20 protein-coding genes are annotated in these 25765 nt (G+C 45.8%); 11 read left to right on the top strand and 9 right to left on the bottom strand.

All coding sequences use genetic code 11. From position 1 onward, the window contains the following. Window positions 1–88 precede the first annotated feature (88 nt). The 7 genes from B2W60_RS03500 to B2W60_RS03470 all read left to right on the top strand — a co-directional run bounded on the left by B2W60_RS03500 (window position 89) and on the right by B2W60_RS03470 (window position 9654). Entirely contained in the window at window positions 89–1480 is a 1392-nt protein-coding gene (locus B2W60_RS03500) for a CmpA/NrtA family ABC transporter substrate-binding protein (protein ID WP_292362595.1), read from the top strand. Between the two features lie 37 nt (window positions 1481–1517). After that, window positions 1518–2540 (top strand): ABC transporter permease, encoded by a 1023-nt coding sequence (locus B2W60_RS03495; RefSeq protein WP_292362596.1) that lies wholly within the window; start codon window positions 1518–1520, stop codon window positions 2538–2540. A gap of 12 nt (window positions 2541–2552) precedes the next feature. Beyond that, on the top strand, window positions 2553–3344 hold the full coding sequence (locus B2W60_RS03490) for an ABC transporter ATP-binding protein (RefSeq protein ID WP_292362598.1): 792 nt from the start codon (window positions 2553–2555) through the stop codon (window positions 3342–3344). Window positions 3345–3459: 115 nt separating this feature from the next. Next, entirely contained in the window at window positions 3460–4740 is a 1281-nt protein-coding gene (locus B2W60_RS03485) for an EAL domain-containing protein (protein ID WP_292362599.1), read from the top strand. A 23-nt stretch (window positions 4741–4763) separates the two neighbouring features. Further along, complete coding sequence (locus tag B2W60_RS03480; RefSeq protein WP_292363231.1) at window positions 4764–6293, top strand: diguanylate cyclase domain-containing protein; 1530 nt, start codon at window positions 4764–4766, stop codon at window positions 6291–6293. A gap of 166 nt (window positions 6294–6459) precedes the next feature. Then, window positions 6460–7926 carry a NarK family nitrate/nitrite MFS transporter gene (locus B2W60_RS03475; RefSeq protein WP_292362601.1) on the top strand — a complete coding sequence of 489 codons (1467 nt, stop codon included), beginning with the start codon at window positions 6460–6462 and terminating at the stop codon, window positions 7924–7926. A 15-nt stretch (window positions 7927–7941) separates the two neighbouring features. Continuing rightward, window positions 7942–9654: a bifunctional protein-serine/threonine kinase/phosphatase gene (locus B2W60_RS03470; RefSeq protein ID WP_292362602.1), complete on the top strand. Its 1713-nt coding sequence runs from the start codon at window positions 7942–7944 to the stop codon at window positions 9652–9654. 102 nt (window positions 9655–9756) lie between these two features. On the opposite strand, the gene B2W60_RS03465 is transcribed toward B2W60_RS03470, so the two are convergent. Genes B2W60_RS03465 through B2W60_RS03455 form a run of 3 tightly spaced genes read right to left on the bottom strand, consistent with a single transcriptional unit; the run spans window position 9757 to window position 13332 of the window. Then, window positions 9757–11697, bottom strand: coding sequence for a PQQ-dependent sugar dehydrogenase (locus B2W60_RS03465; RefSeq protein WP_292362603.1), 1941 nt, complete (start codon window positions 11695–11697; stop codon window positions 9757–9759). A gap of 23 nt (window positions 11698–11720) precedes the next feature. After that, complete coding sequence (locus tag B2W60_RS03460; protein ID WP_292362605.1) at window positions 11721–12725, bottom strand: zinc-dependent alcohol dehydrogenase family protein; 1005 nt, start codon at window positions 12723–12725, stop codon at window positions 11721–11723. Between the two features lie 13 nt (window positions 12726–12738). Beyond that, complete coding sequence (locus B2W60_RS03455; protein WP_292362606.1) at window positions 12739–13332, bottom strand: TetR/AcrR family transcriptional regulator; 594 nt, start codon at window positions 13330–13332, stop codon at window positions 12739–12741. Between the two features lie 200 nt (window positions 13333–13532). Between B2W60_RS03455 and B2W60_RS03450 the strand changes: the two genes are divergently transcribed. Together B2W60_RS03450 and B2W60_RS03445 are read left to right on the top strand one after the other, a co-directional pair. Beyond that, the gene (locus B2W60_RS03450; RefSeq protein WP_292362607.1) at window positions 13533–14531 is read left to right on the top strand and encodes a catalase family peroxidase; all 999 of its coding nucleotides are present in this window, start codon (window positions 13533–13535) and stop codon (window positions 14529–14531) included. 64 nt (window positions 14532–14595) lie between these two features. Then, window positions 14596–15198 (top strand): cysteine hydrolase family protein, encoded by a 603-nt coding sequence (locus B2W60_RS03445; RefSeq protein WP_292362608.1) that lies wholly within the window; start codon window positions 14596–14598, stop codon window positions 15196–15198. A gap of 46 nt (window positions 15199–15244) precedes the next feature. Here B2W60_RS03445 and B2W60_RS03440 read toward each other — a convergent pair whose 3' ends face one another. Then, window positions 15245–16243, bottom strand: a complete 999-nt coding sequence (locus B2W60_RS03440; RefSeq protein WP_292362609.1) for a cytochrome-c peroxidase — start codon at window positions 16241–16243, stop codon at window positions 15245–15247. Between the two features lie 177 nt (window positions 16244–16420). Here B2W60_RS03440 and B2W60_RS03435 point away from each other — a divergent pair, with 177 nt between their 5' ends. Both B2W60_RS03435 and B2W60_RS03430 read left to right on the top strand, forming a co-directional pair. Next, a complete protein-coding gene (locus B2W60_RS03435; protein WP_292362610.1) occupies window positions 16421–18172 on the top strand; it encodes a pyrroloquinoline quinone-dependent dehydrogenase in 1752 nt (583 codons plus the stop codon). Between the two features lie 79 nt (window positions 18173–18251). Then, on the top strand, window positions 18252–19691 hold the full coding sequence (locus B2W60_RS03430; RefSeq protein ID WP_292362611.1) for a sensor domain-containing diguanylate cyclase: 1440 nt from the start codon (window positions 18252–18254) through the stop codon (window positions 19689–19691). Here the strand turns inward: B2W60_RS03430 and B2W60_RS03425 are convergent, their stop codons facing one another. The 5 genes from B2W60_RS03425 to gdhA form a co-directional block, all read right to left on the bottom strand. After that, the gene (locus B2W60_RS03425) at window positions 19692–20120 is read right to left on the bottom strand and encodes a group I truncated hemoglobin (RefSeq protein WP_292362612.1); all 429 of its coding nucleotides are present in this window, start codon (window positions 20118–20120) and stop codon (window positions 19692–19694) included. Continuing rightward, window positions 20120–20950: a DUF3034 family protein gene (locus B2W60_RS03420; RefSeq protein WP_292362613.1), complete on the bottom strand. Its 831-nt coding sequence runs from the start codon at window positions 20948–20950 to the stop codon at window positions 20120–20122. Before B2W60_RS03420 ends, B2W60_RS03425 begins: the two co-directional genes overlap by 1 nt. After that, the gene (locus B2W60_RS03415) at window positions 20910–23261 is read right to left on the bottom strand and encodes a GGDEF domain-containing protein (protein WP_292362614.1); all 2352 of its coding nucleotides are present in this window, start codon (window positions 23259–23261) and stop codon (window positions 20910–20912) included. Before B2W60_RS03415 ends, B2W60_RS03420 begins: the two co-directional genes overlap by 41 nt. Then, window positions 23242–23856: a methylamine utilization protein gene (locus B2W60_RS03410; protein WP_292362616.1), complete on the bottom strand. Its 615-nt coding sequence runs from the start codon at window positions 23854–23856 to the stop codon at window positions 23242–23244. The genes B2W60_RS03415 and B2W60_RS03410 overlap by 20 nt, the downstream gene beginning before the upstream one ends. A 90-nt stretch (window positions 23857–23946) precedes the next feature. Further along, window positions 23947–25299: an NADP-specific glutamate dehydrogenase gene (gene gdhA / locus B2W60_RS03405; RefSeq protein ID WP_292362617.1), complete on the bottom strand. Its 1353-nt coding sequence runs from the start codon at window positions 25297–25299 to the stop codon at window positions 23947–23949. Between the last annotated feature and the right edge of the window lie 466 nt (window positions 25300–25765).

The raw sequence follows: 25765 nt of genomic DNA, 5'->3' as shown, positions 1-25765 counted from the left end.
GCCGCCGTTTTCTGTCCCATGACTTGTTTATTTCGCATCATCTTATTAACAGATGTCTGAACTAAACAGTTTTAAGTTGGAGCTAACTATGTCTTTACCCCATAAGAATTCAAAACCTATGCGTCGATGGCTGTCTGCCGTTGCGATAACTACTGCTATCAGTTTTTCCTCTGCATTAGTTGCCGCCCCCGGAGAACTGGAAAAAGAAGACCTTCGTCTGGGCTTTATCAAACTCACCGATATGGCGCCATTGGCGATTGCTCAGGAAAAAGGTTTTTTTGAAGATGAAGGTCTGTACGTCACCCTGGAAGCTCAGGCGAATTGGAAAGTATTGCTGGACGGTGTGATCAATGGTGCACTTGATGGTGCACACATGCTGGCCGGCCAGCCCCTTGGCGCGACAATAGGCTATGGCACCCAGGCTGACATTATTACGGCATTCAGTATGGATCTGAATGGGAATGCCATTACCGTTTCCAATAAGGTTTGGGAGCAGATGAAACCCCATATTCCCATGCAGGAAGATGGGAATCCACAGCATCCAATCACTGCTGAGGCATTGAAGCCGGTCATTGAATCATTCAGGCAACAAGGTAAATCATTCAATATGGGCATGGTGTTCCCCGTATCGACCCATAACTATGAATTACGTTACTGGCTGGCGGCTGGTGGTATCCATCCCGGTTATTATGCCCCGCATAAAGGTGACAGCAGCGGTCAACTCCAGGCAGAGGCTTTGTTATCTGTCACACCTCCACCGCAAATGCCCTCGACCATGGAAGCTGGCACCATTGATGGTTACTGTGTGGGTGAGCCCTGGAATCAGCAAGCTGTATTTATGGGGATTGGCGTACCCGTCATTACCGATTATGAAATATGGAAAAATAATCCGGAAAAAGTTTTTGGTGTTAGCCAGCAATGGGCTGATAAACATCCCAATACCCATATCGCCATGGTCAAAGCGTTGATTCGTGCTGCACATTGGCTGGATGCCGAGAACAATGCCAATCGTCCTGAAGCGGTGGAGATTTTGTCCCAGAGCTATTACGTCGGTGCCGATTATGATGTGATTGCCAATAGCATGACGGGTACCTTTGAGTATGAAAAAGGCGATAAACGCGATATTCCGGATTTCAACGTGTTTTTCCGTCACAACGCGACCTACCCATACTACAGTGATGCTATCTGGTATCTGACACAGATGCGCCGTTGGGGACAGATTCCTGAGGCCAAACCGGATAGCTGGTACACCGATATGGCCAAGAAGGTATATCGCCCGGACATTTATCAGATTGCCGCAATGGAACTGATTGAAGAGGGCAAGTTAAGTGCAGCCGATTTTCCTGATTTTTCGACTGAAACCGGTTTTAAGCCGGCACAGAATGAGTTTATTGATGGCATTGAATATGACGGGACAGCACCTAATGCTTACCTGGAAAAATTTGCTATTGGCCTGAAAGGAGAGGAGCAGGCGGATTAATCGCCTGCTTTTCATAACACGGACAAAGATGAACTCTATGAAAGATAAATTTATATATTTTCTGGAAATGACGGGGCTGAACTGGTTCGTACCACTGGCGAAAATCGCCGGTGGGGAACCGGCCGGGTTCCAGTTTCAACAGCTGGTCAAAATGATTGGTTTACCGTTACTGGCCATGTTGGCTTTTTTAATGTTCTGGCATGTAGGCGCGGCTAAAGTGGATACCAGTCTCGGACAATTACCGGGGCCGGTTCAGGTTTGGGAACAGGTTAAGGTGCTTAATCAGGAGCATCAGGCCGAACGTCAACGGGCCAGCGACTTTTATCAGCGTCAGGCAGAACGCAATGCGGAAAAGCTGGCCAAAAACCCGGAAGCTGAGATTCGGGTTCGGGACTTTACGGGAAGACCCACTTTTGTCGATCAAATCTGGACCAGTCTGTTTACCGTATTTGTTGGCTTTCTATTAGCCAGTCTGATTGCCATACCAATAGGGATTGTCAGTGGCCTGAGTCAGAATCTTTACAACGCCATCAATCCGCTGATTCAGATTTTTAAACCTGTATCACCGTTAGCCTGGTTGCCCATTGTGACCATGGTGGTCAGTGCGGTGTATATTTCTGCCGATCCGATGTTTTCCAAATCCTTTATTACCTCGGCGATCACCGTCATGTTGTGTTCTTTGTGGCCAACGTTGATTAACACTGCAGTCGGTGTGTCATCTATTGATCGTGACTTATTGAATGTTGGCAAGGTGTTACGACTAGGCTATTTCACCACGGTATGGAAGATCGTTATTCCTTCCTCTATTCCGATGATTTTTACCGGTTTGAGAATTTCTCTGGGTATTGGCTGGATGGTACTGATTGCTGCAGAAATGCTGGCACAGAATCCGGGCCTGGGTAAGTTTGTCTGGGATGAGTTTCAAAATGGCAGTTCCAATTCGCTCAGTCGGATTATGGTGGCGGTGCTGGCAATCGGTCTGATTGGTTTTGTATTGGATCGCATTATGCTCACACTGCAGAAATTTTTCTCATACGACAAAACCGCGAATATTCGATAGGAGAATATGAAAATGGCTAGTTATTTAAATATCGATCATGTCAGCATTGATTTTCCAACGGCTAATGGACCGTTTCGCGCGTTGGACAATGTGAATATCCAAATCAACAAAGGTGAGTTTGTCAGTATAATTGGCCATTCCGGCTGCGGTAAATCCACGGTGATGAATATTGTCGGTGGTTTGTATCAGGCGACAGAGGGGGGGGTGATTCTGCAAGGCAGGGAAGTCAATGAACCTGGACCAGATCGGGCCATTGTGTTCCAGAATCATGCCTTGTTTCCCTGGCTGACCTGTTATCAGAATGTCGAACTGGCGGTGAAATCAGTGTTTGGCAAAACCCGTAACCGTCAGCAGATTCGTGACTGGACCTCGCATAATCTGGAACTGGTGCATATGACGCATGCCAGGGATAAACTGCCAGCAGAGATTTCCGGTGGTATGAAGCAGCGTATCGGTATTGCCAGGGCATTGGCGATGGAGCCAAAAGTGTTGTTAATGGATGAGCCATTCGGTGCTTTGGATGCGTTAACCCGGGCGCATTTGCAGGATTCGCTGATGGAAATTCAGTCAGAATTAAACAACACCGTTATCATGATCACCCATGATGTCGATGAAGCCGTGCTCCTATCTGACAAAATTGTGATGATGACCAATGGTCCGGCGGCCAGTATAGGCGAGATTATGGAGGTAAAACTTCCCCGACCAAGACAAAGACTGGCACTGGCGGATAACCCTGATTACAACCATTATCGTTCTGAAGTGATTAAATTTTTGCATCAAAGGCATGCCAGAAAAGTCGCCTGATGCGTTTTGAATAAGCTATAAAACGCCTAGGCATGGATGCAAATGTGAATCACACCTGCCCAATTTGGGCAGGTGTGATATTTAACAAAACTTCTCGGTGAAATGGCCGCTATATATGTTGTTAAACACAGTTGTATTCCAATCCATGAATAAAGGTATGCCTATGCAGCAGTTGCATGATGCTGAACAAACCAGTCTGTATGTGACGGCTGATTTTCACCATTTAACGTTGAGCAGTCATTTTCAGCCTATTTTCAGCATCTCACATCGTCGACCGGTCGGCTATGAAGGCCTGATTAGAGCGGTTGACCCGCAAAAACAGCCACAAACGCCTCTGGAGTTACTGGCTATCCCCCAAAACGGCGTGGAAAACCTATCCCTGGATCGTCTCTGCCGCCGGCTGCATATGCATAATTTTGCCCGGCAACCGAATGGTGAAGCCTGGTTGTTTTTAAATCTGAATTCACAATGCCTTGTGTCAGAACGGCCGGATGCCGGCTTTATGAATGCGTTATTTGAACAGACTGGTATCGCACCACAACGGGTGGTTATCGAAATTCTGGAAAGTGAAATTGATGACCGGCAATACTTACGCAGTCTGATTCGCCACTTCCGTCAGCTTGGCTGTCTGATAGCCATTGATGATTTTGGTGCCGGGCATTCCAATTTTGATCGTATATGGGAGCTGGAACCGGATATTGTCAAAATAGATCGCAGCATGATTCGTGGCGCCGGCACTTCCAGCCGGGTCGAGCGTATTCTGACCGGTGTTGTCTCGCTGATCCATGAAGCGGGTAGTCTTGTGGTAATCGAGGGGGTGGAAACCGAGCGGGAAGCGTTAGTCGCCATCGCAGCAAATGCCGATATGATCCAGGGCTTTTATTTTGCCAAACCACAGCAGCGTATTACGCCAAACCTCAAGTTTGCTGAAGACATTGATCATTTATTGAAAATACAGCAACGCCAGCGCTTTAAAAACAGCCACCAGATGAATCAGGATTTCAAAAAAATAGAGACACTCTTCCGTCAGGCGGTCAGTGAGTTTTCCATTACCAATGCGTTTGATACCAGCACCCATATTCTATTTAAGGAAAAACGCGCCGTACGATGTTATCTGTTGGACGAAGTTGGTTTTCAGATGGCACGTAATGTTTATTCCCCACATTATCAACAGAAAATGGACGCTCGTTTTACCCCTTTGCTGTCTGGTGATAATGCCAATTGGTCCCACAAACACTATCACTTCCGCGCGATTGAGCATCCCGGTGAAATGCAGGTCAGCCGTCCATATCTGTCGGTTGCTGACTCAAGAATGTGCATAACCGTCTCTCAAACGGTCGTGGTGCATAACAAACTGTACGTGTTCTGCTGTGATCTGGATTGGCAGGACGATTAATTCGGTCAACAAGTGGTGGCTTAATGAGCCGGGGAAAACAGGGGGAGGGGGGAATGCTGGAGGTCATCAAAAAATACCGCTTTTTTTTACTGCCACTTGGTTTAGTAGCGTTTTTTGATATTACCCTGCTGGCAATGAACTACGGCCTTTCTGCTCAGCTTGAAGCCTCATCAATCAATATCAATATTGCCGGCAGACAACGCATGTTGTCACAGAAAATGACCAAGTCCCTTTTACTGATGCATTATCAGCAGAAACAGGGAATAGATACGCAAGCGGCACATCAGGAGCTGATGGATGCCATGGAGTTGTTTGACCAGACCTTAACAGCCATGCGCTATGGTGGTGAAACGCTTAGCGCTGACAGCCGGCCGATTCGGGTCAAACAATTCAACGAAACCGTTATTCAAAAAACGCTGATGCAATCACTGGCATTGTGGGAACCACTGTATCGTTCGATTCAACAAATGCAGCTCAGCGAATCAGCGTTGGAGGAACTGGTTAATGCGATGGTGGCGGATAATCTGCAATTGCTGGCGTTAATGAATAAACTGACCAACCAGCTGGAAACGGCTGCCAAACGCCAGACTTATCTGCTGCGAGGTCTGCAGACCATTATTGTTATCCTGATTCTGCTGTCATTTGCCATGGCCATTAACCGCTTGATACGCCGGGAACAGTATTTCAGCAAATTGATGGAAAAAAGCTCAGATATTGTTATCGGCATTAACTCCGCGACCAGCCGTATTACCTTTATCAGTGCGTCGGTGAAGTTACTTTTACAACGCGATGAAAGTTATTATCTGGGCCATCCTTATCACCGGTTATTTAGTCAGGAATCGGCCTCGCGTATTTCACATTTGCTACTGCTTGCCAAAAAGTTTCGCCCCTTGCCTTATAACCGCTGTGAAGTGCAACTGATTCGGGCTGATAATGCGTTAATTGATGCCGAAATGCTGTTGCAGCTTAATCGTAGCGAAGATGGCCGTACGATTGAGCTAAGTGCGGATATTCGTGACATCACCGAACGTAAACAACTGGAACTGGCGCTGACTGAGATGGCCCATAAAGATAGTCTGACCGGACTGGCTAATCGGGCACAGTTCAGTTTAATGGCAGAGCAGGCCATTTTGCAGGCACAGCGTAAAAGCAGCTCGTTGGCCATGATGTTTATTGATCTGGATAATTTTAAATCAGTGAATGATATTTGCGGGCATCATGTCGGTGATGCGTTGCTGGTTGAAGTCGCGCAGCGGATAAATCAGCGCTTACGCGCATCGGATACGGTATTTCGAATTGGCGGAGATGAGTTTGTGGTGTTGCTGAGTGATGTGGCGCAGAATCAGCATTTGCAAACCGTTGGCGATAAAATCATAGCAGCGCTTTCCGAAAAAATACTGATCGATAACTGCCCTTGTCAGATAGGCGCCAGCATTGGAATTGCCCGCTATCCGGAAGATGGTGAAAACATAGATGCCTTGTTAAAGGCCGCTGATGAGGCTATGTATCGCGTCAAACAATCCGGCAAAAATGCTGTAGCTTTTGTTGCCTGATGGTCTGCACAGCTATGGTGCGCGTTCAGTCAGTTTGATTTAAACAGGTGCATTGGATACCTTTTTAACTGCTTGGATAACTATAAAATCAATAACTTAGAAGTTGGCATAATTCCCGCTTAAGTCGCTCACCAATGTTGGTCAAACGTTCTGAAGTGAGAACTCGATGTCTGCCTCAAATTTAAAATTTTTATCCTTCAGCGGTAACAGCCGCATCTTACATCTTAGCTGGATGGCCTTTTTTATCAGTTTTGTGGTCTGGTTTAACCATGCACCGCTACTGGTTTCGATTAAAGAAACGCTTGGCCTCACCGACCAGCAAATTAAAACCTTATTAATCCTCAATGTTGCTCTGACTATTCCCGCCCGGATTGTGGTGGGCATGCTGGTCGATAAATATGGCCCCAAAATCATGTATTCATTACTGCTGGGTATTTCCAGCATGTTGTGTTTCTTTTTTGCGATAGCCGACAGCTTTGAGCAAATGGCGCTGGCACGTTTTATGTTGGGTTTTGTCGGCGCCGGTTTTGTTATCGGTATCCGGATGATTTCAGAATGGTTTCCTGCCAAACAGGTCGGTCTGGCAGAGGGCATTTATGGTGGCTGGGGTAACTTCGGTTCTGCAGCGGCGGCAATGAGTCTGCCGACCATCGCATTGATATTTGGTGGTGATGAAGGCTGGCGCTATGCCGTGGCTTTGACCGGTTTTATCGCATTGGTTTATGCGTTTATCTATTACAACAGTGTGTCAGATACACCCAAAGGTTCAACCTATTTCAAACCGAAAAAATCCGGGGCGATGGAGGTCACCAGTAAAGGGGATTTTCTGCTGTTAATTCTGATGACCATTCCGATGTATGGCGCGCTGGGGTTGTTAGCCTGGAAACTGTCACCAAACGGGGTTTCATTACTGACTGAGTCGGTGACCATGTTGATCTATGGTGGACTGGTGTTACTGTTTCTCTATCAGCTTTATCATATCTATCAGGTCAACAAATCCATATTTCACACGCCTGTTCCAGAGATTCACCGTTATAAGTTCAAACAGGTGGCAGTGCTGAATCTGGCGTATCTGGCAACGTTTGGCTCTGAACTGGCGGTCGTATCAATGTTACCGTTATTTTTCAGCGAAACCTTTAATATCACTGTAGTGCAGGCAGGTTTGCTGGCCTCTGGTTTTGCCTTTATGAATCTGGTGTCACGACCTACCGGTGGTTATTTCAGTGATAAATTGGGGCGTAAACTGACGTTGACCATTTGTCTGGCAGGGCTGGCCGTCGGTTATTTTGTGATGGGTCTGATAACGCCGGAATGGTTTATTGTGTTGGCCGTATTGGCGACCATGTGCTGTTCGTTCTTTGTACAGGCAGGTGAGGGGGCGGTATTTGCCGTTGTACCTTTAGTACAACGTCGTTTGACCGGACAAATTGCCGGTATGGCGGGTGCTTATGGTAATGTCGGTGCATTGCTGTTTTTGACGGTATTGTCGGTAGTATCTGCTCAGTTATTTTTCTGGGTCATTGCGGCCACGGCCTTAGTCACCTTAATTGTGGTGCAGTTTATGGATGAGCCGCGCGGCCAGATGGCAGAAGTGTTACCGGATGGCACCGTGCAAATGATTGATGTGCATTAATAACGGGATAAGCTCATGCTGAAAGTCCGTTGTGGGCAATATTCTCAGGCTGGCGTAAAAGCTGAAAATCAGGATGCGATTGGTTTTTATGCCCCGGAGAATGCCTTACTGCTGGAGAGCAAAGGGGCCATCTGCGCGATTGCCGATGGCATCAGCAGCAGTGAGCAGGCACGTGAGGCCAGTCATGCCGCAATAACCGGATTCATTGCCGATTATTTCAGTACGCCGGATACCTGGTCGGTCAAGCAGTCAGGCGGTAAGGTCTTAACGGCGATTAATGTCTGGTTGTGCGGGCAGAGCCATCAGTTTCGGGAAATGTCACGGGGCTTTGCGACCACATTTTCTGCGGTGATCATCAAATCGGTGACTGCACATCTGTTCCATGTCGGTGATGCCCGAATCTATCTGTTTCGCAACAATACGCTGGAACAACTGACGCAGGATCACCGCATCAAACTTGATGAAGGTAAAGAATATTTGGGGCGTGCGCTGGGTGTTGATTACGCGCTGGAAATTGATTACAAACATCTCAGTGTCGAGCAAGGCGATGTGTTTGTTTTGATGACTGATGGCGTTTATGAATTTGTTGCTGACAGTGTCATCAAACAGCAGTTGAGCGCAACCGAAGATCCTGAACAATCTGCCAAAATGTTATGTGAACTCGCGTTACAAAATGGCGGCCAGGACAATGTCAGTTGTCAGCTGTTTTGCATTGATGCCTTGGCTGATCCCAAACCGGATGAAGTCTATGCCAGGTTAACGGCGTTACCGTTTCCTCCCGAATTGTATGAAGGTGTCATCCTCGATGGTTATCGGGTATTGCGTGAATTGCATGCCAGTTCGACCAGTCAGTTGTATCTGGCCATTGATACCGAAACCAATCAGAAAGTGGTGTTAAAAACCCCATCCGTCAATTTCGAGGATGATCCGGCGTATCTGGAGCGTTTTCAGCTTGAAGAATGGATCGGCCGTCGAATTGATAACCCGCATGTGGTGAGAATTGTTGAACAGCCGCGTCCACGGCGTTTTTTATATTACGTAATGGAATATATCGCTGGCAAAACCCTGCAACAGAAACTGGATGATGAAGGACCGCTAAGTCTCGGTGAAGTCAGGCAACTGCTACCGCAACTAATTTCCGGAATCAGAGCCTTCCATCGACTGGATATGCTGCACCAGGATCTCAAACCCGGCAATATTATGCTGAGTGATGAAGGTGTGGTAAAAATCATTGATTTTGGCTCCACCCGCATCGCCGGAATTGCCGATGTGGCTTCGCCGATTGAACGCAAAAAATTACTGGGAACCCGGGAATATACGGCACCCGAATATCTGTTGGGTGAACAGGCCGGAGTACAGGCCGATCAGTTTGCCCTGGGATCAATTCTTTATAATCTGCTCAGTGGCCAACTACCTTATGGCAAGCATTTTGAAAAAGCCATTAATCGTCAGCATCTCAGTCGACTGAACTATCAACCGTTAACACAGCTGCAAGCAGAGATCCCGGTATGGGTGGATAAAGCCATTCAAAAATCCGTTCAGCTAAATCCGCAAAGACGCTATGAAGTTTTATCCGAGCTGCAAACAGATCTGACAAAACCTAACCCGGTATTTTTACAAGATGAATATGTCCCGTTGATTGAACGTCATCCGCTGCGATTCTGGCAAACGCTCACTATTTTAAGTGTGCTGTTTAATCTGATATTGCTTTATCTTTTAGTGGGCTAATCAAATCAGCCTTAAAGCTGGAATTCAAGCTGACCAATCTTTATCAGCCGAGATACAAAAAAGCCGGGAATCATCCCGGCTTTTTGATTGCTTTGATTAAATTTACTTAATCGGCAGGAAATACAATTTTCCAGCTTTCATATCGGGCATCAGAATATGTTTGCCATCTGCTGATAAGGCGATATCTGCTGCAGATTCATATTCATCAGTGATAAGTTGGGGTGTCGCTTTGGGGTCAGCCAATTGCCACACCTGGCCACCTGCCCAGTCACTGATATACAGGACACCATTGGTATCCCTGACCAGGCCATCCGCCCCGCCGAAGCCGCTGTTTACTTTAGTGGCTTTGCCGTTGGCGATATCCAGCTGGAATAAGTCACCGGTACCAAAGTCGGCTACCAGCATTTTGTTATAGCCATCCATCAGCAGACCATTAGGCCGTTTAATACCGGATTTGGCATTAATGATTTCGCTGACCTCACCTTCGGCTGAAATTTGATAAATACCAGCATCTTTGCCGTCATCGTCACCACTATCAGATACATAGATATTGCCATGACCATCTATTTCAACATCATTCAGGAACACGGGTTTGCCGGGGAAGCCATCGGCTTTCACCATTATCTCGTGCTGACCGTCGAGACTGATTTTCACCAGTTGATCCACATCGGCGACAAACAGCGTGTTGTTAAACAGGTCGATACCTTTAGGATCATTAAGACCATCAACCAGTGTTTCAGTGCTGCCATCGGTATTTACAACAGTGACTTTGCCATCGCCTGGTTTACCAAATTCGCCGATTTCGGTAACAAATACCCGGCCATCCGGATGTGCGATAGCCGATTCGGGCATCACCAGTCCTTCCACTGTTTTGCTCGAATGAGCTGAGGTTGCGGTGCTGGCTGAGACAGTTTCTTCACCGTAACTGACACGGTAAATCACGCCATTAAAATCATCTGAAACCAGCACTGAACCATCGGGTAACTGCAGCACGTCTGTCGGGCGTCCCCAGGCTTCACCATCGATTAACCAGCCATCAATAAAAGTTTCGTGACCACTGACCTGATTATTATCATCAAAGGTTACACGAACCAATTCATAACCCACTGGCTCGGTACGGTTCCAGGAACCATGCTGGGCAATAATGACATCGCCTTTAAAGTCCTCCGGGAACATGTTGCCGGTATAAAACTTCATGCCCAATGCGGCTGTATGGGCTTGAAACTCGGCTACCGGAAAGGTGACATCTTTCGGCGGAGTTTTGTCTGCCCAGTCTTCGTGGCGTTCTTTACCACCGGCATAATATGGGAAGCCAAAGTGCATGCCTTTTTCGGGAGCGGCATTCAGTTCACCTGGCGGGATATCATCACCCATCATATCGGTATTGTTATCGGTGAAATACAACACGCCAGTGTCCGGCTGGAAATCCATGCCAACTGAGTTACGAATGCCTTCTGCATAGATCTCGGCATCACTGCCATCTGCATTCATCCGGATAATGGTGGCCTCGAAACCTTCGACATCACAGATATTGCAGGGTGCACCAACGGTGACATAAAGCTTACCATCAGGCCCAAAGTCAATATAACGCCAGCCATGATGGGCTTTGTCAGGCAGCTCTTCATATATGACTTCACGCATTTCCTTGAATGGCAAGGTCAGGTCAAAGCCGGGTGCAGCATAACGGGCAATGCGGTTCTGTTCGGCAATATAGAGATTTCCCTGGTGCATAGCGACACCATTGCCGACTTTAAGATCATCAAGAATCGTGACCACTTCATCGGCTTTACGATCCTTATTGCGATCCACAACAGCATAGGCTTTGGGGCCGCGGGTGCCGACAAATACGGTTCCGGTGGATTGGCCGAGAGCCATTTGGCGGGCACCGGGCACTTCGGCATAGACCTCAACTTTAAAGCCCTCTGGTACATTGAGTTTATGCAGATTTTTTTCGACATCTGCGGCACCGGCAAAGCTGCCTGTGCTGATTAGACCAAGCGAGGCAAGGGTTAAGGCACTTACGGTTTTGAGGTTAAACTTCATGGTGTTCCTCCATTGTGAAGATTTCAGATATTCGATGTGGTGACAATAATTTTGCCGACTTGTTGATTGGATTCCATGTATTGATGCGCAGCAACAATGTCATCCAGTGAAAATGTCTTGGCAATAATAGGTTTTAGATGGCCTGCAGCGAGTCCTTTTTCAATAAATTCCACTCCGCGTTGCAAGCGTTTGGCATCCTGGCTGATTTCGAACAGGGTATAGCCGCGAAACGTCAGTCCTTTTCCTAACGCAGCAAACAGCGGGAACGGGGAGCTTTCTGTACTGAGTGCGCCGTAAACGAAAATTTGTGCAAATTGGCCACAGGCATCGGCTAATTCATTCAATGCGGGGCCGGCAACGGGGTCAAACACCATATCTGCACCTTTGCCGCCCGTTATCAGCGTAACCTGCTCAGCGATTTGCTGGGATTCACTGACAATAACGTGTTTGGCGCCATGTTTTAGCAATAGTTCTTTTTTATCCGCGGAACGGGTAATCGCAACCGGGATCGCGCCTGCCTGATTGGCTATCTGGATGGCCGCCAGCCCGACACTGCTTGATGCGGCCGGAATTAACAACGTCTGACCTTCTGTTAGCTGACCGATATCAATTAATGCGCCCCAGGCCGTGAGATATTGCATCCACACTGCTGCAGCTTCTTCATCGGAAATATTGGCAGGTTGCCTGACCAGTGCGTGAATCGGCAACAAAGCTTTTTCAGCATAGGTGCCGTATTGGTTCATTGAAAAAGCCGGGATGACATTCACCTTGTCGCCGATTGAAAACTGGCTGACATTTGGCCCCACCTGTTCGATGATGCCAGAAGCTTCATAACCCAGTCGGGCAGGGAGTTGAGGTGTTTCGAGATACTGGCCATTACGAAACATGACTTCAGCGCGATTAAGACCGATGGTGTTAACTTTGACGAGCACTTCATCGGCTTGCGGAGCCGCCAAATCCATTTCATCCAATTGTAAAACCTCTGGTCCACCCATTTGGTGGAAACGAGCAACTTTGCTCATGCTCATATAAAAATCTCCATTAATTCTGTGGTTTTGTTAATACGTGTTGAAATAAGGTATCGATGAATGCTTGAAGCGGAGCGGTGCTGGAATGCATTTTGGCGCTAAGAACGGCACCTTGCCATCCGGATAACAGAAACTCGGCAAACTGTTCTGTATTGGTATTCCGGGGCAGTTCACCACAATCAATTGCGGCCTGCAGGCAAACGATGAATTGTTGTTTCCAACCTTCAAAGACCTGATCAAGGCGGAGTCTGAACGTTTCATTCTGGCTGGATAATTCCTGGCCGAGCGTGCCAATCAGACAACCACGTTTGCATTTTCCTTCGCGGATTGTGTCCAGACCGTTTTCCAGATAATCACGAATACGTTGTAGTGGTTGGACGTTTTCATTGGACAGAAAGGCATCAATTTTTTCGGCATAATCCAAAGCGAACTCATCAATCACCGCCAGCCCGAAATCTTCTTTACTGGCGAAATAATAATAAAAAGAGCCCTTGGGTACACCAGCCGTTTTCAACACCGTATTTAATCCGGTGGGATTAAAACCATGGCTTCCCAGCACTTCAGTGCCAACCTGAATTAACAATTTTTTTGTTTCTGTGCGTGTCATATTAGACCAGTCGTCTAGTAAATTTCTGACCATAATAGACCGGTCGTCTAGTAAATGCAAACCATCACAAAATAATCCGTTTTGTGTTGCTGTTCTGATTAAATCAGCATGAACTAAATTTCATATAAAAAGCTCATAAAGGTTTAAGCTGGGATTTTGTTTCAGAATTCAGCAAGCAAACAACAACAAGGAGATCGTAAATGGGCACTAAAACATTCAAATATTTGCCATTGGCATTGTTGCTAGGGATGGTTATCAATCCTGTTATGGCCGAGGAAAGAGAGAAATCGACAGTCGAAAAAATTGTTGATGTGCAACATGATTTATTTAACGGGCCGCGTGAGGGTTTACGTTCTAATCACACGAAAGGTGTCGTGCTAACCGGTGAGTTTCATCCCGCTGAGTCCGCACGTCAAATTACTTTTGCAGCCCATTTACAAAAGGATCCATCACCTGTAGTTGTGCGTTTTTCCAATGCGACCGGTTTTCCGGATATCGCTGACAACGATCCTAAGGGACTGGCAAAAGGCATGGCGATGCGGATTGATCTGGGAGACGAGGAATACACCGATATGGTACTCAGTTCAGTGCCACGTTTTCCCGTGGCGACTCCTGAAGCCTTTCTGGAAATGCTCACGGCAGTAAGAGATTCTGCTGCTTCAGATGCTGAAACCAAACCTATCCAGCAGTTTTTAGCTGATAACCCCAAAGCCAAACATTTTGTGGACTATCCCAAGCCATTTCCGGCCAGTTTTGCCAACCTTTCCTATCACGGCATAAATGCGTTTAAATTTACCAATGCTGAAGGTGAGTCGGTTTATGGTCGCTATATAGTAATGCCACTGGATGGTGTTAAAACGCTGGAAAAAGCTGATGCCGAAGCACAAAACGCAAATTACCTGATGAATGAGATTCGTGAGCGATTACCACAGCAAGCTGCTAAGTTTCGCTTATCAGTGCAACTCGCTGAGGACGGTGATGAAGTAAACGATGCGACTGTAGTCTGGCCAGATGATCGTCAGGTGGTCGAGTTAGGTACTATCGTGATCGAGGCGGCGATGGCGGATGCTGCAGCTTATGAAAAAGCGACTATGTTCAATCCCTTGGCCTTGCCGGAAGGTATAGAGCCTTCAGCGGACCCGATTTTACTGGCCAGACCCGGTGCGTATGCGGTCAGCTTTCAACATCGTATGGATTAATCATTATTCAGAGCTGGCTAAAATTGCAAAAACGCACCCATTAAAACATTCAAAGAGGATTGTTATGACACAAGCATCACAAACGTTAAGAGATATCGTAGGCTTAGGACATCAACCCGCCAAACTGAGTGATTCGGCGTTAATTATGATCGATTGTCAGAATACCTATCGAACCGGTGTTATGCAGCTGACCGGGGTGGAAAAAGCCATTGTTGAGGCTAAAGCGTTACTGGAGCGTGCAAGAGCACTGAATATTCCTGTTATTCATATACAACACGATGGCGGTGTTGGCTCACCCTACGATTTAACGACAGAGCTGGGACAGATATCCAACGAAGTTGCCCCCAGAGATGGGGAATACGTTATTACTAAAAACTTTCCCAATTCATTTATTCAGACGGAACTGGATGAGCGGCTAAAATCATTGAACATTGAGAATATTGTGTTGGCCGGTTTTATGACGCATATGTGCGTCAATTCCACAGCACATGGTGGTTTTAATCTGGGCTATAAACCGACGGTCGTGGCCAGTGCCACGGCCACACGCCCACTGCAGGCTGCACATGGTAAGGTTATATCGGCTGAACTGGTTCAGGATGGTGCCATAGCATCAACCCGGGATTTATATGCCGCTGTGGTAGATAGCATTGCTGATTTGCCAGATTAAGCGATACTAAAAAGCCCGGTAGTGGATTTAACTACCGGGCTTTGTATTAGTTTTCAAAAGGGACTGGAACGGGGGTATTCGCTGTGGAAGGCGGCAATTGCGGAATGGCAAATTGCGGCTGATCGCCCGTCAGGGTTTTCAAAAATGCAGTGATATTTTTGATGTCCTGTTCTTCCAGTTCCTGACCTAACTGTAATCTGGCCATGACATCCACAGCATCTTCCAGTTTCCAATATGCACCATCATGGAAGTAGGGATAGGTCAGCTCGACGTTGCGTAAGGTGGGCACTTTAAATGAAAAACGGTCGGCATCTTTTCCGGTGACAGCAATACGACCTTCTGCAGGATTTTCGGTCTGGTAGGGCTCCATGATCCCCATCCTCTGGAATGAACTGCCTCCTACGGCTTCACCATTATGACAAGCCACACAGCCGATTTGTTTGAACTTTTGATAACCGGCAATTTCCGTATCAGTTAACGCATTGTCGTTACCTTTAAGCCACAAATCAAAACGTGAATTGGGGGTAACCAGTGTTTCTTCAAAGGCGGCAATAGCATTGGTGACTTGGTCCAGAGTAATGTCATCACTGCCATAAATTTTATTGAACTCAGCCACATATTGTGGAATCGAACGCAATACATCGATGGCCAGAGAGTGACTGAAAGCCATTTCCATGGGATTGGCAATGGGACCAGCAGCCTGTTCCTGTAAATCAGCTGCACGACCGTCCCAGAATTGTGCGAGATTCATACTCGAATTGAGTACGGTAGGAGAGTTAATCGGGCCTTGCTGCCAATTATGTCCAATCGAAGTTGGAAGATTATCACTACCACCCATACTGAGGTTGTGGCATGAATTGCAGGAAATAAAACCGGAACGTGACAGTCTGGGATCAAAAAAAAGTTTTTTCCCGAGTTCAACTTTATCCGGTTCGGTAATAATAAATGTCTGGATGGGTTTGATTGGTTCATTTGCCAGACGATCAGCCATAACAGGAGATATATTCAGCATGCTGAACAGTCCCACTAACAGTATTTTATGCATCCCGCACCTCTATCCACCAATTATTGATAGTTTGATTGTAGGTGGAGCAATAATTTGCTGTAGGGTAAACGGGCACAGAATTGATCTGGATCAATAGATCCATCAATCATGATGAGGCATATCAGTTCGTTATTAATTGCTATCATGACAAAAAAATAATTATAGAGAGAAAAGAAAATGCGTTTAAAAGACTTCATCTGGATGGGAGGGTTGCTGGCGGGTATTTCCTTTCCGTTATTAGCTGCAGAACATGAATGGCCGGTCTATGGTGGAAATGATCTGCACCAGCGTCATAGCCAGTTGGTACAAATAAATAAAAGTAATGTGACGGGCCTGGTCGAAGCATGGGAGTTTGATACAGGTATCAACGATACTTTTCAGGCAACACCGGTAGTCCAGGATGGCGTAATGTACGTTTCCCTGCCATTCAATGACGTGGTCGCACTGGATGCAGGCAATGGAAAGCAGTTATGGCGTTATCAGCATGATCTGGACAAGGATTATCCTATTTGCTGCGGATCGGCTAATCGTGGGGTGGCCGTTGCCAATGGCATGGTATTTACCGGCACCATTGATGCGAGATTAATCGCTCTGGACGCTAAAACCGGTAAAAAACGTTGGGATCATCAGGTAATAGGGGAAAACACGGGTATCAGGGAAGATGTCAGCAAACTGGATGATACTGAGCTTGGTAGTGTTTCAGGGACCTCAGGTGCGGGTATTAATATGGCACCAATGATCTATCAGGATACTGTCATTATCGGCATCACGGGGGTCGGTTATGGGTTGCATCTGGATGCTACAGACTCTGACTCACCCTTGGGCACGGTTGTGGGTATTGCCGGAAAATTTGGTCGTCGTGGTTTTATGGCTGGCTATGATATTCATACCGGTGAGCAGAAGTGGCAGTTTGACACCATTAAATCAGAGAACTGGGAAGGAAACTTCGTTACCAAAACGGCTGATGGCATTGAATTACCTCGTGATATTGCCAAAGAAAAAGCGGCGATGAAAGAACATGCTGATGCCTGGCGTTATGGAGGGGCCTCGGCCTGGAGTACTCCGGTTATTGATCCCTATACCGGGATTCTGCATTTTGGTACAGGTAATCCTTCGCCACAAATGGAAGGCTCTTCGAGGCCCGGAGATAATCTCTACAGCAGCTCATTACTGGCACTTGATGCGAAGAGTGGTGATTACAGGTGGCATTATCAACAGGTGCCGCATGATAGCTGGGGCTATGATGTCGCCAGTCCACCGGTATTATTTGATATTACGATTAAAGGACAGCCTGTTCCGGCGATTGGTCAGGCAGGAAAAACCGGCTGGTTTTATGTGCATGACAGACGTAACGGTAAGTTTCTCTATAAAAGCGACGCTTTTGTCCCGCAGAAAAATATGTTTTCACTGCCCAGTGCAGAGGGCACTATTATTTATCCCGGCGTAATGGGCGGTGCGAACTGGTCACCTGTATCAGTGGATGCCCGCAGACGCCTGGTGTTTATTGCCGGTATTCACTGGCCGGTGGAATATAAACTACATCAACAAGCGGCGGCAGAGGGTAAGGAAGCCGTGCGTTACTCTTCAATGTCGCCATTAAACACCCCGGAAAAACACGGTTTATTGACAGCAATTGATTTAGATGACGGCAAAATTGTCTGGCAGGTTAAAACTGAAAATCCATTGATTGGTGGGGTATTAAGTACCGCCAGTGGCTTAGTGTTTACCGGTGAAGGCAGTGGTGAACTTATGGCTTTTGATGCTGATTCCGGGGACAAACGCTGGAGTGCTAAAACCGAAGCAGGCGTCAATGCGCCGCCTATTAGCTACAGTATTGATGGCAAGCAACATATTGCTGTCGCAGTAGGTGGTAACCGCTTATTTGGTTTTAAAACCGGGCAGAAAATCAAGGTCTGGCGTTTACCCTGAATTGATACCTGTTTCACTATTGTCACCATATCTCTCAATAAGATTTTTATAGATGAATACATTTGGAAACTTTGAATAGATGAATGGTATCAAGGCCAGGGTGATCCTGCTTTGTACCAGCCTGATTTTATTAACGGCCTTCACTATGCAGCTCAGTCATGGCTGGTTTATTCATCAGCATAATCAACGGCAGATTCATGAGCAGGTTGCCAATGCCTCGCATTTCCTGCATCAATACATTGATAGTCGTGAAACCAGCTTGCGTTATTCAACTGAAATAATAATTCAGGATTTCGGCTTCCGGGAAGCCCTTGCTACCAACGATTTGCCGACAATCAGCAGTATGCTCACGAATCATGCTCAGCGGATCCAGGCTGACCTGATGCTGTTAGTTGATAATGAAGGAAAGCTGGTTGCAGCGAATGAACTGAATTTTCCGTTAACGGAACTGGTTAATCTCAATTGGTCTGCATTGCAAAAAGTTTCTGGTCAGGGTCAGTTTGCAGAGATCAATAACCGTTTATATCGTTTGTTCAGTCTGCCGGTAAAAGCGCCTCATCAAATCGCAATGGCGTTTATTGCGTTTGAAGTGACCATTCCTCTGCTCGAGACATTAAAGGTGAAGACAGGGCTGGATATTATTTTTCAGTCCTCTCAGTCGGAGTTGTTTTTAACGACATTAACCATAGATAAAACTGAATTTGAAGAATACTTACTAAAAGATACTTCGCCGAATCTATGGTGGAAAAGGTCGCAATATTTATTGGAGCAGTCGTTCCTGCAAAGCCCGTTGGATCAGCAAATTGAATTGTTTTTACTGGCAGATTTATCAGTTTTTTACCGGGTTTTGGACCGGTTAAATTACTCGTTACTGGCATTAACATTTTGTATCGTATTATTGGCAGTGATTCTGAGTACACTGCTGGCCCGTCGATTGGCAAATCCATTGTCCAGCCTTTATCAGGATCTTACTTATCGGGCAACGCATGACCATTTAACTAAACTGTTAAATCGACATGCTGCTATTGAACGTATTTCTGAAGAGCTGATACGTTCCTCGCGCAGTGACAAAATCTACTGTGTGGCTCTGTGTGATATTGATAACTTCAAAAAAATAAATGATACCTATGGTCATGCCGTGGGTGATGAGGTGCTACGCCGGTTTGCATCCCGTTTAAAAACCACATTACGTCATTACGATGTGCTGGGGCGGTTTGGTGGCGAAGAATTTTTAATTGCCTTGCAATTAAAGCCTGATGAAGCAACGGCATCTTTTGAACGTTTGAGAACAATTATCGACTCGGCACCAATTGTCGGTGGTTCACACTTAATTCCGGTTACGATGAGTTGTGGGGTGTGTTTATTGTGGCCGGAGGAGGCCGTGCCGCCGATAGATGTGATTTTGCAGGCTGCCGATACGGCTTTATATAAAGCAAAAGATCATGGCCGTAATCAGGTTATATTTACGCATGTTCCACAGTTTCCAATGGTCGAAGCAGCCATTGAAGATGAAGTGTAATTAAAGATAGATAATTTCTTTGCGTAATGGCGCGAGTCGGGCAATCAGCTGATTTTGAATACGGTGTGGAATGCCTTCAGTGTCCATGGCATTAATTAATAAATCCACCATATGGTTAAAGTCTTTTTCATTGATATTCATACCGGTATGAATATCCACCATGTTATCGCCGGTGTATTTGCATGGACCATCGCTGATTGCACAAAAATGCTCTATCAGGTTTTCCTTAAAACGACTGACACTGGCTTCAGCGAAATAATGAAATATTTGTTTGTCTTGTCCAATCTCCTGCACCAGGTTTTCCACGATATTCTCAATGCCAGACTCTCCACCTAACTTTTTGTATAACGTGGTATCTGGGGGGCTGGCACAAGCTGATATCATCAAACAAAGTGCGACGAGAACGCTATATCGATATTTTAATGACATCAAAAGTAACCTGTAACAGAAAAATACGGGCCTTTTTGGTTTTTTGCTCCGGCGATTTCACCTAAGTCCAGCCAGGCGGCAGTTACGCTGATAACCTTATTGGGAAACCAGGCGATAAAGACATTAGACCAATCATCTTCTTTTAAACCCAGATTATCGGGTTTTTGACGGTATTCAACGCCTAACGCTAAATGTCGGCTGAATAATATTGCGGTGGAGGCTTCCCAAAAAACTTCACGCTGATTATCTCGCCCAGCATTACCGAAACCTAACAATCCAGTTTGATTGGCTTCTGTGGAGCGGGCAGTGATATTCCATAGCCAGTTATAACCAGCTATCGCGCCAAGATGCAGCTTACTTGCCGACAGATAGATATCGGTACCGGAATCTTCATCAGCGCCTAACAGATACGCCACAGTCGGATCATCAAGTTTTTTATGCTGCATGCCCAGACTGATTTGCGGGAAACGACTGTAGACAATATCGCCATAAAGTCGTGCTTTAATGCCCAGGACGCGTTGCTTGATATTCAGATTTAAGGTATCAACATGAAATTTCTGTTTGGCGACAGAAAATTCAACGCGATCATAAAAAGACGCTTGAGCACCACAGACATGCAAGTCGTAATGATCAACATTGGCACCACTACAGAATACGTTGGCAGCAATTTCATCACGGCTGCCATATCCGGCCAACTGTGCCCATGGAACAAAACCACCCCCGGCAGAACCTTCAATTGTGGAAATTCCGGGGGTGGCAATTAATTTGCCATCAGCAGCATAGAGCTGACTAGTGAGTGTTAATGTCAGCAGGAACAGAATAAGTGGCATTATTTTCACCTAACCAAGCGACAAGATCATTGGCATCTCGTGGTTTACTAATTAAATATCCCTGCACGCTATCGCAATCCATTTGTGTTAATAATTCATAACTGGCGCTGTTTTCAACGCCTTCAGCGACCACTTTCAGGCCGAGAGAGTGTGCCAGAAAAATAGTTGAGGAGACAATTTTCTGATCGGTATGTGATGTATCCAGATTTCTGATGAAACTCATATCCAGTTTCAGTTCATCGACTGGCAGAATTTTCAGTTTGGACAAAGAAGACTGACCAATTCCGTAGTCATCAACAGCAATTTTATAGCCCGCTTTTTTAAGACTTTTAAGTACCTCAATACCTAATGCTTCGTCGTACATGATATCGCGTTCAGTAATCTCAATGGTGACCAAGTCTGGCGGTATATTGTATAAACCGAATTGGGAATGCAGGAAGCGGCAAAATTCTGGATGTGCCAGATCTTCAGCCGAAACATTGATAGCGGCTTTGAGGTGTAACCCCATATCACGCCAGATGGCCAGTTGCTTTAGTGTTTGCTCGATGACCCAGTGACTGAGCTCAACAATCAGACCAGATTGCTCGGCGAGACCAATAAATTTATCCGGTGCGATGCGTCCTAGCCCCGGACGATGCCAGCGGATCAGTGTTTCAACCGTGTCAATTCTGCCATTGCTGAGTTCAACTTTTGGCTGGAAATTCAAGAATAATTCATTATTGCCGGGTTGTTTGAGTAAAGTTTGCAATGCTTCGATAATCGATAACTCTTCAAGATGTTCTTCATCTTCGCCCGGGGTATACACATGAATGGATGTGCGATTGATACGAGCATGATCCGCTGCAATCCTGACCCGGCGCAGCATGGTTTTGCTGTCAGTACCATCCGCAGGATAACAGCAAACACCAGCATAAAACTGAGCCGTCAAACTGATATTACTGATCTGAAAAGTCTGGGCCAGACTGTCCAGTAAAGATTCAACAATTTGCTTTGGACTTTGGCCTGGCATTAACTGGATCACTGATAAAAACTCGATACCTTCCAGTCGGGCATTGGTTTTATTTCCCGAGGTTTTGAACTGATTAAGGCGAGTTGCCAGTGCGTTGAGAAAAGCATCAGCGACTTCCGGTCCCAGTCGATCATTGATTTGCCTGAAATTTTGAATATACATCGCTACCACAATACACTGACTGTAGTCACGCATAATCGTGGTAAGCGTGCTGCGCATCGTGTGAATATTAAATAAACCGGTCAGGACATCATGTCGGGCTTGCCAGGTGACAACTTGTTCACGTTGTTTTATCTCTTCCCCCATATGGCGAAAAGCGACTGTTAAATCACGGACTTCACTGCTGGAGCGGCCTGGATCACGCCAGGCATCGTAATTCCCTTTGGCAAACTGGTGAGCAATTTCAACCAGTCGGGCTAAAGGTGTGGTCAGTTTGTGCGCGATGATCATACTGATAATAATGGCTGCCACTACTACCAGTAAAACAGTGAGCATGAGCTGTTTTGCCAGATCATCATATTGCTTATAGATCGGTCTTAAATCCGTGGTTAGCAGTATGCTGACAGGGTTTACGCTACTGGTGGCCGGTAACACTTCTGAATTGATAAAGGTTGGTCTTTGCAGCCCAAGCCATCTGCTTTGCATGGCATTCATCTTAGCAGCGAAATCTTCATCAGAATCAAGGCTATCCAGAGTGGAATAAACCGGCTGGTCGTTTTTAAGCAGGGTGATCTCCAGATCGGTAAGATGCTTCAGTTCATTCAGTGTGGTTTGATTCAACTCGAAACCAAGCAGACTAAACGCTATTGTTCTGGGGGCCATCACGGGCAACAGGATTAATTCATAGATTCGATCATTCAGCATCACAATATGTGCGACACCCGGTTTTTCCATCAGATCTTCCACTATCTGCCGTAGTAAGGTCTGATCGTAATGATTTGAACGACTGCTGGAAATCAACTGACCTGATAAATCGGTCAGTAACATTAAATCAGCTTTAATACGTGCGCCATGATTAGCCAGTACGCTGGCGATTGTATCGCTGTCACTGGATGCCACAGCCTGCTTAAAACCGAAATCTGCTGTCAGTACTCTCGCTGAATTCACCAGATTGTTTTCGTTGGAACGTATGTATTGACGCAGAATATTTTCTGCCTTGATGGTGTTCTGCTGTATCTGATGCTGATTAAACTTATTTGCAGACCACCAGGATATCGACTGAATAACCAGCGTCGACACCAGTATCAGTGAGAGGGCAAATAACAGAATTTGCGTGCGTAATTTAGTGATGCCCAGCCGCACCGAATGTATCCTCAAATGACTCGCGTGGGGGAGGAGGCGTCAACTCCAGCTGGATAATATATTCTCCCGGAGTATTTTGAATTAACGGATCTATTTCAACGGTTTTCCGGCTTTCGGCACCATTAGTTGTATATGGGTGCCATATACTTATCAGTGGCTTTGGTGCTGTTGTGTTAATAAAGGCGATGCCCTGCTCGGATGAGGTAACAACCGTTTCATGCTGGGCAACATAAATATAGCCGATCATGGCGTCATGAATATTGCAGCCGACCACAACTATGCCGGGGCTTTCAAAGAGTATTGGCTTTTCGGGTTTATCCGCATAAAGCTTGAGTTCAAATGTTTTAGCTTTGGAAAATGAGTAAACGTGATGACGGATATTGTCACTGTTAGGAAAATCAACAGTCTCTCCCTGCTGAATAATAATCTGTTCAGGAACAAAGGTTTTATCTATCTGATCCATGACGGTTACAGAATCTGGTTCACCATGACTTTCAGAGGAACTAAGCACTTCAATTATGGCGTTGGGGACAGCCTGTTGATTCTGATCAATTATTTTTAACGTAATTGCATCAGCCCGTGCAGCCAGTGTCATTGATGTGAACAATATGCTCACAGAGAACAAATAAATGAGTCTCAAATTTAAACCCCATAGGTCTTATGTTAAGAACTGATTACAAGAACCTTATACCAGTCCCTGTTCGAGCATGGCATCCGCGACTTTGCGAAATCCGGCAATGTTGGCGCCAAACACTAGATTACATGGTTGATGAAACTCTATGGCTGTTTCTGCACAGCGTTGATAGATACCTTGCATAATCACCTGTAGTCGTTTGTCCACTTCAGCAAATGACCATTGGGTCATACTGGCATTTTGTGCCATTTCAAGCTGGCTGGTGGCGACACCACCGGCATTGGCTGCTTTAGCTGGAGCATAATGAATTCCGGCGGCGATGATTTCTGCCTGTGCATCAGCGGTACAAGGCATATTGGCACCTTCAACAATACAGGTAATGCCATTCTGACAGAGCGCTTTAGCATCTGCCGCCGAGACTTCATTCTGAGTAGCGCATGGAAAAGCGGCATCTGCTTTTAATCGCCATACGGCATGGCCATCTTTTGGATATTCTTTTATTGAAATAAATTGAGCATCCGGGTGAGATTCCAGATAGTTGATTAATGAAGTTCGTTGTGTTTCTTTTAATTCCCTGAGTAAAATCAGATCAATACCTTTCTCATGATAAATCGTCCCGGTACTATCAGAGCAGCTAACCGGCAATGCGCCACATTGATATAGCTTTTCGATGGTATGTATGGCTACATTTCCCGCTCCGGATACCAGACATCTTTTACCATCCAGAGTGTCATCGTTAGCTTGCAACATATTTTCAGTGAAGTAGACCAGACCATAGCCCGTTGCTTCAGGACGTACCAGTGAACCACCCCAGTTGAGCGACTTGCCGGTCAGTACACCTTCAAAATGAAGATTCAAACGTTTGTATTGGCCAAAAAGATAGCCGATTTCGCGTTTTCCGACCCCAATATCACCTGCAGGGACATCAATGGTCGCACCGATATGACGATGTAATTCGGTCATATAGGCCTGACAGAAACGCATGATTTCGTTATCTGAGCGGTTTTTAGGATCAAAGTCCGAACCGCCTTTACCACCACCAAGCGATAGGCCTGTCAAAGCATTTTTAAAGATCTGCTCAAACCCCAGAAATTTAACCGTGCTGGCATTTACCGAAGGATGAAAACGGATTCCGCCTTTATAGGGGCCGAGTGAAGAGCTGAATTGGACGCGATAACCCTTGTTGACCTGCACGTTACCTTCATCATCCTGCCAGACGACCCTGAACATGATCTGACGTTCCGGTTCGACAATACGTTCAATGATATTTTGTTGCAGATAGATCGGGTTTTTGTCGAGTAAGGGGCGAATAGACTGCAGGATTTCTTCGGTGGCCTGATAAAACTCGGGCTGACTTGGGCTGCTTCGTTGCAGCTTTTTCATCGTCGTCTCAATATAAGACATTCATACCTCTGTGTTTAGGTTTAGTGCTCAGTTATGGTGATAATTTAACAGAAGCAGCCAAGCTTTTCAGACTTGGTAAGGTGTCAAAGGTTCGTAATGTTGTATGGATGGATAGTTTACAGATACAAACTAAATTTTTTATCAGCAACCTTTATCAATCTTGATGGCATCTTCAGTCGTCTCTTAGGTACAAGTTTTATGAATTAATCTACCAATTCATTATTTTTTCATGTAGAAAAATAGCAATTCATATCAAACTCACAGTGTTGAACCACAGGTTACACTTTCGCACTAAGTAATCGTTAAGTAGTAGATACCTGAAGTTGACTTATAAAATATGATCATATTACTCCAGGTAAATATTTATTTTAAGAATATAGGGTTAAATATAATGATCGCATTTTTCTGAAGTAATGCTGGATCAGTTAATGAGGGTTAAAGATAAAATATTTCTATATTCTTAACT

Source organism: Methylophaga sp. UBA2496, assembly GCF_002341635.1.
Lineage (GTDB): Bacteria > Pseudomonadota > Gammaproteobacteria > Nitrosococcales > Methylophagaceae > Methylophaga.
This window is presented reverse-complemented; position numbering and strand designations above follow the sequence as displayed.